Annotated in this window: 12 protein-coding genes; 7 read left to right on the forward strand and 5 right to left on the reverse strand. The window is 73.7% G+C overall.

The features are described from left to right. Nucleotides 1-418 precede the first annotated feature (418 nt). Nucleotides 419-1348: a GNAT family N-acetyltransferase gene (locus M2302_RS25490; protein WP_280840371.1), complete on the forward strand. Its 930-nt coding sequence runs from the start codon at nt 419-421 to the stop codon at nt 1346-1348. On the opposite strand, the gene M2302_RS25495 is transcribed toward M2302_RS25490, so the two are convergent. Next, nucleotides 1320-1970 carry a futalosine hydrolase gene (locus tag M2302_RS25495; protein WP_280840372.1) on the reverse strand — a complete coding sequence of 217 codons (651 nt, stop codon included), beginning with the start codon at nt 1968-1970 and terminating at the stop codon, nt 1320-1322. The genes M2302_RS25490 and M2302_RS25495 overlap by 29 nt on opposite strands. Then, nucleotides 1967-3772, reverse strand: a complete 1806-nt coding sequence (locus M2302_RS25500; RefSeq protein WP_280840373.1) for an MFS transporter — start codon at nt 3770-3772, stop codon at nt 1967-1969. Before M2302_RS25500 ends, M2302_RS25495 begins: the two co-directional genes overlap by 4 nt. Before the next feature lie 87 nt (nt 3773-3859). Between M2302_RS25500 and M2302_RS25505 the strand changes: the two genes are divergently transcribed. Then, a complete protein-coding gene (locus M2302_RS25505) occupies nt 3860-4699 on the forward strand; it encodes a DUF3027 domain-containing protein (protein WP_280840374.1) in 840 nt (279 codons plus the stop codon). A 4-nt stretch (nt 4700-4703) separates the two neighbouring features. Here M2302_RS25505 and M2302_RS25510 read toward each other — a convergent pair whose 3' ends face one another. Further along, nucleotides 4704-4961 (reverse strand): DUF2530 domain-containing protein, encoded by a 258-nt coding sequence (locus tag M2302_RS25510; protein WP_280840375.1) that lies wholly within the window; start codon nt 4959-4961, stop codon nt 4704-4706. Nucleotides 4962-5050: 89 nt separating this feature from the next. On the opposite strand from M2302_RS25510, the gene M2302_RS25515 reads away from it, so the two are divergent. The 5 genes from M2302_RS25515 to thpR all read left to right on the forward strand — a co-directional run bounded on the left by M2302_RS25515 (nt 5051) and on the right by thpR (nt 9654). Next, complete coding sequence (locus M2302_RS25515) at nt 5051-6529, forward strand: NCS2 family permease (protein WP_280840376.1); 1479 nt, start codon at nt 5051-5053, stop codon at nt 6527-6529. 118 nt (nt 6530-6647) lie between these two features. Continuing rightward, on the forward strand, nt 6648-7097 hold the full coding sequence (locus M2302_RS25520; protein ID WP_280840377.1) for a MarR family transcriptional regulator: 450 nt from the start codon (nt 6648-6650) through the stop codon (nt 7095-7097). 70 nt (nt 7098-7167) lie between these two features. Beyond that, on the forward strand, nt 7168-8454 hold the full coding sequence (locus M2302_RS25525) for an MFS transporter (protein WP_280840378.1): 1287 nt from the start codon (nt 7168-7170) through the stop codon (nt 8452-8454). Nucleotides 8455-8563: 109 nt separating this feature from the next. After that, nucleotides 8564-9079 carry a hypothetical protein gene (locus M2302_RS25530; RefSeq protein ID WP_280840379.1) on the forward strand — a complete coding sequence of 172 codons (516 nt, stop codon included), beginning with the start codon at nt 8564-8566 and terminating at the stop codon, nt 9077-9079. Next, complete coding sequence (thpR, locus tag M2302_RS25535) at nt 9076-9654, forward strand: RNA 2',3'-cyclic phosphodiesterase (protein ID WP_280840380.1); 579 nt, start codon at nt 9076-9078, stop codon at nt 9652-9654. Before M2302_RS25530 ends, thpR begins: the two co-directional genes overlap by 4 nt. A gap of 139 nt (nt 9655-9793) precedes the next feature. Here thpR and M2302_RS25540 read toward each other — a convergent pair whose 3' ends face one another. After that, the gene (locus M2302_RS25540; RefSeq protein WP_280840381.1) at nt 9794-10780 is read right to left on the reverse strand and encodes an aldo/keto reductase; all 987 of its coding nucleotides are present in this window, start codon (nt 10778-10780) and stop codon (nt 9794-9796) included. Nucleotides 10781-10838: 58 nt separating this feature from the next. After that, complete coding sequence (sepH, locus tag M2302_RS25545; RefSeq protein WP_280840382.1) at nt 10839-11918, reverse strand: septation protein SepH; 1080 nt, start codon at nt 11916-11918, stop codon at nt 10839-10841. Nucleotides 11919-12176: the final 258 nt, after the last annotated feature.

Consider the following 12176-nt stretch of genomic DNA (forward strand, 5'->3'; position numbering starts at 1 on the left):
CGCCGCCCGCGCCGCCCGCCACCGCGCCCGGCCGGCCGTCCAGCGACCCCTGGTCAGGCTGTCCCAGGACGCGGGGCAACCCCTCCGCACCTCGCTTTGGAGCTGATGTCGTAAACGATTCAGCCGGGTGAGGTGCCGGTGGTGGAGGTCGTTGGGCACCCCACCGCCCCGTGCCTCACCCTCGGCAGGATGGCCGTCGCAACAGCCCGGCGGTTACCCGGTGCTGCGCTGCGCGCCACCACCGGACGTCATACCGCCTACCCAGCGCGTAGAGCCGGGCGTGAATCGTTCGCGACATCAGCTCCAAAGCGTCGCATCACCCCACCGTTGTCCCCAGCCCGGCGGGTTTTCCACAGCTTTGTCCACAGGTTGGCGCGGCCTGTTGAAAGAGCGCGGCGCGTGGCCGCAGCATGAGTTCGTGACGCAGACATCGCCCCGGATCGACCTGGGCCGCACGATCCGCGCGATGCGCCGCCGCGCCGATCTGAGTCAGCGGGAACTGGCCGAGAAGTCCGGGGTACCGCAGGCGACGATCGCGCGCATCGAGTCGGGGCGGGCCGTCGATCCGCGCTTCCGCACGATCGAGGCCCTGGTGGCAGCGGTGCAGGGCCGGATCGTGATGTCCGTGCCGACCGCCGGCGACGGGGTCGAGGTCGGGGGCGACATCGAGGCGGGGCCCGGCGGCCACGGCGTGGCCGAGGAGGGTCGCGGGCAGGCGACGGGTGGGCTGCCGGCCGTACCGCACGACGAGCTGCGGGACGCGGTCGGTCGGCGCTACCCGGCACACCTGGACGCCTGGCCGGTGCACGAGCCGAAGGACTGGCCGGGTGCGTGGTGGGCGGACTGGTACAACCTGCCGCCCGAGCGGTGGCCGCTGCCGCTGCCCGAGGCGACCTACGAGCGGGACCGCGGTTACCGGGACCGGCGGCGCAGGGCGGAACGGGTGCGCCGCGAGTTCTCGGTCCGCCAGGTCGTCGAGCCCGGCCGGTCGGCGACGTGCTGGCGGTTCGTCGCCGAACTGCCCGACGGGGAGCTGGTCGGCGAGTTGCGGGCCCACGAGCGCACGCCGCACCTGGCGTACGGGGGCGACGAGTCGGTGTGGCCACGCGACCTGGTGCTCGACGGAGTGCTGGTCGCCGGCGAGCACCGGCGGCTCGGCATCGGGCGTGGCTTGCTGGACGCGTTGCTCCGGCGGATGGCGGAGGTGCGGATCGGAGCGGTGTCCGCGATCGCCGAGGGGCCTGGCGTCAACCTCCTGGCAGCGTGCGGCTTCCGAGTATCGTCGCGCCAGCCCCTGGGGATGCGCCTCGCGTTGCCGGTCAGCTCAGGGCCCGGGCGGCCGCCGTGAGGGCGGTGAACGCCTCCCGCATCCGCCACGACCCCCGGTCGCGGGGGCCGATCGGGTTGGAGACGGTGCGCAGCTCGGCGAAGGGCAGGCCGGCGTGCGCGGCGGCCACCGCCACGCCGTACCCCTCCATGGCCTCGGCCACGGCGTCCGGGTGACGATCGGCGAGGGCTTGGGTGCTCGCGGCCGTGCCGGTCACCGTGCTGACGGTCAGCACCGCGCCGACGACCGCCTCGGGGAGCGCCGCGCGCAGGGTGGCCAGCAGCTCGGGGTCGGCGTAGACGGTCGGACCGCCACCCAGCAGCTCCGGCGGCATGCCCAGCTCGTCGACCGGGATGAACCCCTCGGGCGACTCCGCGCCCAGGTCCGCCGCCACGCTGCGGGTGCCGAGGACCGTCGCGCCGACCGCCACCCGGCCGGCGAAGCCGCCGCCGATCCCGGCGCTCACCACCGCCCGGTACGGGCGACCCGCCGCCTCGGCCAGCGTCAGCAGCCGCGCGGTGGCGGCACCGGCCACCGCCGGCCCCACCCCGACCGGCCGTACGGTCACCGTCGGGTCGGTGAGGCCGGCCCGGACCGCCTCCGCCTCGGCCGGCACGGCGGTCAGCACCAGCAGACCCGTCACGACACCGACCCCGGCGACTGCCGTCGCTGGTCGGCGTCCGCGCCGCCGGGACGCGCCACGGCCGAGGACGGCCGGTAGATGTGGTACCCGGGCGGCGCCAGCCCGGCGTCGTCGCCGGCGGTGTCGGGGGAGCGGTGGCCGGTCGGTGCCGGTGAGGTCGGTGCAGCCTGGGCGGCGGCCGCCGTGGCGGCGTCCTCCGCCGCGTCGCGATCGTGCCGACCAGCGCTGTGCGGCTCGTGGGTCGGCCCCGGCCGGTCCCCGCCGGTGCCGTGCCGCTCGTGGGCCGGCCGGGGCCGGTCGCCGTTCGGGCCGTGGGCCGGCCCGGGCCCGCCGCCGTCCGGGCCGTCCGGGCCATCCGGGGTCGGCGTGCTGCCTGCCGCGTCCTCCGGCACGTCGTGGCTTGCGAGTTCCTCGTCGGTGAGCGGGCGACCGATCAGCCGTTCGCCGCGCAGTCGACCGGCGACCACGATGCCCCGGACGGCGGCGAGCACGCCCACCCCGGCGGCGACCGCGATGCCGACCCGCCCCTCGAAGGGGACCAGGCCGAGGCCGCCGCCGGCCACGAAGGCCAGCATCAGCGCGGTCTCCGAGTGGGCGAAGGAACTGGCCCGCAGCCGCTCCGGGATCCGCTCCTGGATCGAGGCGTCCACGGCCAGTTTGGCGATTCCGCTGGTCAGCGCGGCGACCAGGCAGAGCACCGCCACCATCGGCAGGGAGAACTTCAGCGTGGCCAGGACGGCCACCCCGGCCACGATGACCATGCTGCTCGACTGGATCGCGGCGGGCCGGTGGATGCGTAGCCGGGTGCCGAGCGCGGTGGCCAGGAAGCCGCCCACCACCAACGCCCCGCCGACCAGGCCCAGCGCCGCCTGGTCGCTGAGTTCGCGCCCGAAGAAGTCGGTGTTCAGGTCGCCCTTCTTGAGCGCGAACGCGAGGAAGAGCAGCAGGAAGCCGTAGAGCGCGCGCGGCGCCGCCGCGCCGATCAGGGTGGCGATCACCAGGCGGCCGGCCGGGCGACCCCGGCCGAGGGGCCGGTCCCGGTCGGGGTTCAGCCCGCGCCACGGGCGGGGTACCCGCTCCGGCGGCTCGGAGTCCGCCTTCGGTGGCAGCCGCAGCGAGATCACCATGCCGACCAGGAAGATCACCGAGGCCACCCGCAGCGGCCACTGCGGCCCGAACCAGAACGCGGCCAGCCCGATCGGTGCCACCAGCGCGCCGGCCACCGTGCCGTAGACGCTGGCCCGGGCGCCCACCTGGGAGAGCCCGAGCCCCTCGGGCAGCAACCGGGGCACGGCCGCCGAGCGGGCCACCCCGTACGCCCGGGAGAGCGCGAGCACGCCGAACGCGGCCGGGTACAGCCCGAGGCCGCCGATGTAGTCCGAGATCAACCAGGCCAGGAACGCCCGGCCGAGCATGGTGGTGGCCAGGGCGTACCGGCGGCCGTGCCGGAAGTGGTCGAGCAACGGGCCGACCACCGGCGCCAGCATGGCGAACGGCACCATCGTGACCAGCAGGTAGAGCGCGACCTTGCTGCGCGCCTCGCCGAGCGGGACGTCGAAGAAGATCGTCCCGGCCAGGCCGATCGCGATGAGCGTGTCACCGGCGCAGGAGACCGCGTGCAGGTCGAAGAGGCGGACCATGCCGACCTCACCGCCGGCCCCCCGGGCCCGCGCCGACCCCGCCCGCCGGGTCATCCAGCGTCCTCCGCGCAGTGATCCGCGGAACAGCAGACGTACGGCGCGGATGCCCGTGCCGGCGGTCCGGCCGAGGACGGACCGCCCGGAGCGGGAGGAGAGCGGCATGTGCACCATCCTCGCCCATCTGATCCACGCCCGTCGCGCCACCCGGGGAAGACGTCATCGGGGAGTCCCTGTCAGGCGGCGACGCGCATGGGGAACAATGGACGGGTGACCAGGCCCGCCTCCACCCGCGCCGCCCGCCTCGACCAGGTCTGCGCCGCCGCCGTCGACGTGGCGCGCGACGCCATCACCGAGGTGGAGCCCTCTGACGTCGGTGATCACCTGCGCGCCGTCGCCGAGGGCGACCGGGTCGTCACGCACTACTTCGAGTGCCGGCTCGCCGGCTACCGCGGCTGGCGGTGGGCGGTCACCGTGACCCGGGTGCCGCGCAGCAAGCACGTCACGATCTGCGAGACCGTGCTGCTGCCCGGCTCCGACGCCCTGCTCGCCCCGGGCTGGCTGCCCTGGCAGGAGCGGCTCAAGCCGGGCGACCTCGGCCCGGGCGACCTGCTGCCCACCGCGCCGGACGACGAGCGGCTCGCCCCGGGCTACCTGCTCTCCGACGACCCGGCGGTCGAGGAGGTCTCCTGGGAGCTCGGCCTCGGCCGGCCCCGGGTGCTGTCCCGCGAGGGGCGCTCCGAGACCGCCGAACGCTGGTACGAAGGCGACCACGGCCCATCCGCGCCGATCTCGGTGGCGGCGCCCGCCGCCGCCCGCTGCGGCACCTGCGGCTTCTACCTGCCGCTGGCCGGGGCGATGCGGCAGGCCTTCGGCGCCTGCGGCAACTTCTACGCCCCGGACGACGGCCGGGTGGTCAGCGCCGACCACGGCTGTGGCGCGCACTCCGAGGCGCTGGTCGAGGCGCCCGAGTCCCCGGTCGACGAGATGCCGACGATCTACGACGACAGCGCGGTGGAGGCCGTGTCGGTCAGTCGCGCGCCGGGCTCGGTGGAGACGGGCGAGCCGGCGGAGCCGTACGGCCACTCCTGACGGTTCAGTCCCGCGGGGACGATTCGCGACGGCGGCGCCGGTTGGCGTCGTGCCGCATCATCACGGCCAGGCCGGGAAAGCCCCACAGGAAACCGGCCAGGCAGGTCCAGAGCCAGTACTGGTGCCCGTGCTCGGTGAGCCAGCCCCGGAAGAAGACCAGCAGGACGAGGCCGACGACCGCCCAGGCGATCAGCCCGGCGACCGCGAACGGGACCATCGGCGGGTCGAGCGGCTCGGGCCGCGGCGCTTGCTCCTGTGGCACGGGGAAAAGCGTACGCGATCAACTTTTCCTGCCGGCCGATGATCTGGGACGATGCGCGCGACAACCGAAGATCACCTGCGAGGGACCTGATGGCCATTGCCCCGCCGGACAACGGCACTCCACCCGATCCCGCCCAGCCCCGCACCGGTTTCGACCGGTTCTTCGAGATCTCCGCCCGTGGTTCGACGATGAGCCGCGAGGTACGGGGTGGTCTGGCGACCTTCTTCACGATGGCGTACATCGTGGTGTTGAACCCGCTGATCCTGGGCGGCGCCGTCGACGGTGACGGCAAGAAGCTCTCGATCCCCGCACTGGCCGCCGCGACCGCCCTGGTCGCCGGCCTGATGACGATGCTGATGGGCGTCGTCGGACGATTCCCGATGGCGCTGGCCGCCGGTCTGGGCGTGAACGCGCTGGTCGCGTACGAGATCGCGCCGGAGATGACCTGGGCGGACGCGATGGGCCTGGTGGTGATCGAGGGTGTGATCATCGCCGTGCTGGTCCTCACCGGCCTGCGTACCGCGGTCTTCCGCTCGGTCCCCACCCAGCTGAAGACGGCCATCGGCGTCGGCATCGGTCTCTTCCTCACCATCATCGGCCTGGTCGACGCCGGCTTCGTCCGGCGGATCCCGGACGTGGCCAACACCACCGTGCCGGTGGGCCTGGGCATCAGCGGCAAGATCGTCAGCTGGCCGATGCTGGTCTTCGTGGTCGGTCTGCTGGTGACCCTGGTGCTGGTGGTACGCCGGGTGCGCGGCGCGATCCTGATCGGCATCCTGGCCTCGACCGTGCTGGCGATCATCGTGGAGGCGGTCGCCAACGTCGGGCCGTCCTTCGTCGACGGCAAGCCCAACCCCAAGGGCTGGTCGCTGAACGTGCCGGAGCTGCCCAAGCAGGTCGTGGACGTCCCGGACCTGTCGCTGCTGGGCAACTTCAACGTGCTGGACTCGTGGAGCCGCGCCGGCTGGCTGGTGCCGCTGATGTTCGTCTTCACCCTGCTGATCACCGACTTCTTCGACACCATGGGCACGATGGTGGCGATCGGCCAGGAGGGGAACATGCTCGACGAGCGGGGCACCCCGCCGCGGGCCAAGGAGATCCTGCTGGTCGACTCGATCGCCGCGGCGGCCGGTGGCGCGGCGAGCGTCTCCAGCAACACGTCGTACATCGAGAGCGCCGCCGGTGTGGGGGAGGGTGCCCGGACCGGCGTGGCCAACCTGGTCACCGGCGCCCTGTTCCTGCTGGCGATGTTCCTGGCGCCGCTGTCGGTGGTGGTGCCCTTCGAGGCGGCCTCGACGGCGCTGGTGGTGGTCGGTTTCCTGATGATGACCGCGGTGCGCACCATCGACTGGACCGACTACGAGATCGCCATTCCGGCGTTCCTCACCATCACCTTCATGCCGTTCACCTACTCGATCTCCAACGGCATCGGCGCCGGCATCATCAGCTACGTGGTGCTGAAGCTGGCCAAGGGGAAGGCGCGGGACATCCACCCGCTGCTCTACGGGGTGGCCGCACTGTTCGTGCTCTACTTCCTGCGCGGGCCGATCGAGTCCGTGGTGCTGTAGCTCGACCGCCGCTCCGGGCCGGGACCGAAACCCGATACCCGGCCCGGAGCAGCACAATCCTCGTGAGCATGGTCATATCGCGTGTCGTTAGCCAGGCTCATTAGTTATGCTAACTACTGTGACGGAGCGGACGGTGACGGCGAAACGCGTGCCACCGGCGCAGCTGGCCCATCAGCTGCGTGATGCGATCACCCGACTCAACCGGCGGGTCCGACAGGCCCGCCCGGTCGGCGACCTGACGGTCACCCAGCTCTCCGCGCTCACCAGCCTCAAGCTGGCGGGCGCGCTGACGCCCCGGGAACTGGCCGACGTCGAGCGGGTGCAGCCACCGACGATGACCAAGATCGTCGCGAAGTTGGAGGAGCGCGGCCTCGTGCAGCGCACCCCCCACCCGACCGACGGTCGTCAGGTCATCCTGGCGGCGACCGAGGGGGGCCTGGCCGTGCTCGAACAGTTCGAGCGGGCCCGCAACGAGTGGCTGGCCAGCCGGCTCGCCGCGCTCACGGAGGACGAACGGGACACGCTACGGCGCGCCGCCGAGATCCTCCAGCAGCTCGCCAGAGCCTGACCGCACCCATACCTCGGGGTCCGCACCGTCCGTCGTGGATGAGGCGTACCACCGAGGAGGCGCACCAAGAGTGCAGGCGAAGCTGACGACGATGTTCCAGTCCCTACAGGTCCGTAACTACCGGCTATTCGCATCCGGGCAGCTGATCAAGCTGATCGGCGTCTGGATGATGTTCATCGCCCAGGACTGGCTCGTCCTCGAGCTCTCCGACAACTCCGCCACCGCGCTCGGCGTGGTGACGGCACTCCAGTTCACCCCGGTGCTGCTGCTCACCCTGCTCTCCGGCCGGCTCGCCGACCGGTACGACAAGCGACTGCTGCTCTTCGTCGCCAACGCCTTCTGGACGGTGCTCGCGCTCGGGATGAGCGTGCTGGTCCTCACCGACCTGGTGCAGCTCTGGCACGTCTTCGCCTTCGCCGCCCTGCTCGGCGTCGCCAACGCCGTCGAGACCCCGGTCCGGCAGGCGTTCGTCTCCGAGCTGGTCGGCATGTCCCTGCTGCCCAACGCGCTCTCGCTCAACGCGGCGGTGTTCAACTCGGCGCGGATCGTGGGCCCGGCCGTGGCCGGCCTGGCCATCGCCGCCTTCGACGTCGGCCCGGTGTTCCTCTTCACCGCGGTCAGCTCGATCGCCCCACTGGCCACCGTCGTACGGATGCGCCCCACCGAACTACACCGCAAGGACCTGCCGCCGGTCGGCGAGCGGGACTCGGCCAAGATCGTCGACGGGCTGCGGTACGTCTTCCGCCGTCCCGACCTGCTGCTGCCGATGGCGGTGATGTCGGTCGTCGGGATGACCCTGTTCAACTTCCAGCTCACCCTGGCCGCGCTGGCCAAGACCGTGTTCCGTACCGGTGCCGCCTCGTTCGGCCTGTTCAGCACCGCGCTGGCGATCGGGGCCCTGGTCGGGGCGCTGGCCGGCACCGGGCGGCGCAGCCGCCCCTCCGTCTGGGTGGTGCTCGGCGCGGCGGTCGGCTGTGCCGCCTTCGGCACCCTGGTCGGGCTGGCGCCGGCGTACTGGCTGGTGGTGGCGCTGCTGCTACCCACCGGCTTCTTCATGGTCTTCTTCGCCCAGGCCGCCAACCAGCGGGTCCAGCTCGGCGTCGACGCCGCCTTCCGGGGCCGGGTCATGGCGCTCTGGGTGCTGGTCTTCCTCGGCACCAACCCGGTCGGCGCCCCGCTGATCGGGTGGGTCGCCGAGACCTACGGCGCCGGGGCGAGCATCTGGATGGGTGGCCTGATCTCGCTGGCCACCGCCCTGCTCGCGCTCACCTGGCAGCTGCGTCGCTCCGGCGCCCGGCTGCGCTTCCGGGTGTTGCCCATGCCGCGCTTCTACGTGGTTTCGTCGCCCGACTGCTGACCGACCGCCGCCGGCCCGCCCCCCGCCACGCGGGAAAGGTGGGCCGGTTTCGCGTCCGGATACCGGCAATCCGGTGGCGGGAGCCGGGCGTGGGCCTTAGCGTCGATATGTGGCAGGCGGTGGCGCACTGACGCTCGTACTGGCGATCCTCGCCGTGGCATGTCTGCCGGCGGCGTTCGCCCTGCTCTTCTGCCTCGACGAGATCTTCGACCGGGTGGCCTGCGGCTGGGCCGAGTGGCGTGACGGGCGACGCGAGCGCCGCACCATCGCCCGGCTGGACCGGGCGATCGAGGCGGACGCCCTCACCCGCGACATCGACCTGACCCAGCTCGACCGGGTCGACCGGCAACCCCTGGAACGCATCGCCGCCGACCTGCGCCGCCTCGGCGGGCACCGGCTCGCCGCCCGCAACCGCTCGGTGGTCTGGCACACCTCGGTCATCGACGCGTACGACGACCGGCTCCGGGCCGCCTGCCGGGCGCTGGCGATAACCGAGCACCTCACCGAGCTGGAAGGCGTGGACCGGGAGATCGAGCGGGTCCGGGTCGAAGGACTGCTCGCCCGGGCGGGGCTGGCACTGCCGGCCGCCGTCGCCGGCCGCCGACCCCGTCACCGGCGGGCGTGAGACTCTTCGTCGCGGTCTACCCGCCGCCCGCCGCGGTCGCCCACCTGACCGACCGGCTCGCCGGGCTGCGGATCGGCGCCGCCACCGCCGCCGGCATCAACGTACGCCTCGCCGACCCGGCGCACCTGCACGTCACGCTCGCCTTCCTCGGCGATGTCGAGGCGGACCGCCTGGTCGACGTGGAGAGCACCCTCGGGCTCGCCGCCGAGACGTCCCGCGCGGGGCGCGTCGGCGCACCCCGGCTCCGGCTCGGCGGGGGCGGCCGGTTCGGCCGGGGCCGCTTCACCGTGCTCTGGGTGGACCTGCTCGGCGATGTCGAGGCGCTGCACGTGCTGGGCCGGCTGATCCGGATGGGGCTGCGCCGCAACCGCCTCCCGCACGACGAGAAGCCGTTCCGCCCGCACCTGACGATCGCCCGCCCCGGCGACCGGATCGACCCGACCGACGTGGAGGCCGACCGCGCCGCGCTCGGCGGCTACGAGGGGCCCGAGTGGCCAGCGACCGAGCTGGTGCTGGTCCGCAGCCACCCCGGCCCCCGGCCGACGTACGACCGGCTCGCCGCCTGGCCGCTCTGACCGGCCCTCGGCCCCCGGCGAGGCCCCGACTTGCGGCGTGTCGCGGTGTCCGGTCCCCGGATGACCGCGACACGCCGCACCCGGCGCGGAGCAGGCCCCCACCGCACCCGGCGCGGAGCTCGCGCCTAACCGGCTCGGGTCACCAGGCCCAGGCCTCCGGGCCGGGGCCGCCGTTGCCGACCGGCGGGAACAGCTCGTCGAGGCGCTTCTCCGTCGCCTCGTCGATGTCGACGGTCAACGCGCCCAGGCTCCGGTCGAGCTGGTCCATGGTGCGCGGGCCGATGATCGGGGCGGTCACCCCGGGCCGGGAGAGCAGCCAGCCCAGCGCCACGTCGGCCGGGTCGTGCCCGAGGTCCGCGCAGAGCTTCTCGTACGCCTCGATGGTCGTCCGGTGCGCGGCCAGCGCGTCGGCGGCGCGCCCGCTGGCACCCCGCGCGGCACCGCCCTCGGCCATCTTGCGCAGGACCCCGCTGAGCAGTCCGCCGTGCAGCGGCGACCAGGGGATGACGCCCAGCCCGTAGTGCTGCGCGGCGGGGATCACCTCCAGCTCGACGTGCCGGGTGAGCAGGTTGTAGATGGACTGCTCGGCGACCAGACCGAGGAAGTTGCGCCGGCCCGCCGCCGCCTGCGCCTGGGCGATGTGCCAACCGGCGAAGTTGGACGATCCGACGTAGATCACCTTGCCCTGGGCGACCAGGGTCTCCATCGCCTGCCAGATCTCCTCCCACGGCGTGCTCCGGGAGACGTGGTGCATCTGGTACAGGTCGATCACGTCGGTCTGGAGCCGGCGCAGCGAATCCTCGCAGGCCCGGATGATGTGCCGGGCGCTCAGGCCCTGCTCGTTGGGCCAGTCGCCCATCTTGCCGTAGACCTTGGTGGCGAGGACCACCTTGTCGCGCCGGCCGCCGCCCTGGGCGAACCAGCGGCCGATGATCTGCTCGGTGATCCCCTCACCGGTCTGCCAGCCGTACACGTTGGCGGTGTCGAAGAAGTTGATGCCGTGTTCCAGCGCCCGGTCCATGATGGCGAAGCTGTCCGGCTCGGTGGTCTGCGGCCCGAAGTTCATCGTGCCGAGGCAGAGCCGGCTCACCGACAGACCGGTGCGTCCCAGATTCGTGTACTCCATGGGTCCACCCTGGCACGCGCGCACTTAGAGTGCCTCGCGTGCCAGGGTGCCCGTTGGATCAGGAGGACTCGCGGGCCGCCGGGCCGGTGCCGAAGAGGACGTCGTCCCAGCTCGGCAGCCGCTTGCGCGGCTTGCCGGAGGCATCGGTCGACTCGCCGCCGGCGGCCGCCGCGGCACCCGTGCGGCGGGGCCGGAGCACCGCCAGCGACGGTACGGCCGGGACCTCCTTCGGCGCGTCCGAGTCGTCGTCGAACGCCGAACCCTGACCGCCGCCGAGCAGTGCCGCCGCGCCCCCGCCAACGGCCCGCTGCCGGGGTGCGTCGGCGCCGGCCATCGCGGCCGGGGAGCGCGGGTCGAGCCCGCGACCCGAGGTGCCGCCGAGCGGCCGGTCGAGGGAGGCGAGCAGGGCGTCCCGCCCGGCCCGGATCGGGTCCCGCCCGGAACGGCTGTGCTCGCCGGCCGCCGGCAGGCCGTGCCCGCCCCGGCTCGGCTCGCCGCGCGACGGGCCGGGCAGCGCGTGCCCGCCCCGCTCCGGCGCCGGCTCCTGGCCGAGGATCGGCGTCGGACGCTCGGCGCACAGGTACTGCGCCATGTCGTCGTGCGGGGTGACGTTCTGCCGCAGCTTGTCGAGGTCCCAGACCGCCTGCGCGGTGGCCTTGCCCGACGGCCAGGTGGCGATGATCCGCCAGGTGCCGTCGTCGCGCCGGTACGCGTCCCAGGAGATCTTCTCGGTGTCTATCCCGTGCTGGGCCAGCCGGCCGTTGACCACCTCGGCCAGCGGGGTGGGCTTCTCCGCGCCCTTGAGCCGGGTGCGCCGGGCGTGCTGGGCGAGCATGGCCCGCTCCTGGAGCACCGGGCCGGCGTAGCGCAGGACCCGGTCGACCGGCACACCCGCGATGCGGGCGACGTCCTCGGCGGACTCGCCGGAGCGGATCCGGGCCTGGATGTCCCGTGGGGAGAGCGACGGCGTCGGGTCGGCGACGGTCGGCACCACCGCGAGCGGCGCCGCGCCGGGCTCGGCGTGCAGCACCGTGGCGATGCGTTCGTCAATGGGGAGGGCGAGCAGGCGCCCGACCTCGTCGGCGAGCACCAGAGCCTGGCCGTCCTCGGAGAGGGCGACGAAGCGTACTGGGCGCATGGCGTTGCCTCCGTCCCGCTTCGCTGGCCGTCACGCCACGAGCCGGCCACCCGGGCGTCCTCGGACCACCGTACGCTCTCGTACCCGAAGGTGGGGGATGCGACACCCGCATGTCGCGACTGAGCTGCGACGATGATCACGGTGGGGGGGGGGGGGGGGGCCCCCGCCCCCCCCCCCCCGCCCGGCCCCCCGGGCGCCGGCCCCCCCCCCCCGGGGGGGGGCGCCCCCCCCCCCCCCCCGGCCGCGCCCCCCCCCCCC

It is taken from the genome of Micromonospora sp. A200, assembly GCF_029893845.1.
GTDB classification, from domain to species: Bacteria; Actinomycetota; Actinomycetes; order Mycobacteriales; family Micromonosporaceae; genus Micromonospora; species Micromonospora purpureochromogenes.

Bases quoted from the DNA above. Each gene is read 5' to 3' on its own strand.
- M2302_RS25500 (WP_280840373.1), bottom strand. From the start codon at position 3,772: ATGCCGCTCTCCTCCCGCTCCGGGCGGTCCGTCCTCGGCCGGACCGCC.
- M2302_RS25515 (WP_280840376.1), top strand. From the start codon at position 5,051: ATGGCCATTGCCCCGCCGGACAACGGCACTCCACCCGATCCCGCCCAG.
- M2302_RS25540 (WP_280840381.1), bottom strand. From the start codon at position 10,780: ATGGAGTACACGAATCTGGGACGCACCGGTCTGTCGGTGAGCCGGCTC.
- M2302_RS25505 (WP_280840374.1), top strand. From the start codon at position 3,860: ATGGGGAACAATGGACGGGTGACCAGGCCCGCCTCCACCCGCGCCGCC.
- sepH (WP_280840382.1), bottom strand. From the start codon at position 11,918: ATGCGCCCAGTACGCTTCGTCGCCCTCTCCGAGGACGGCCAGGCTCTG.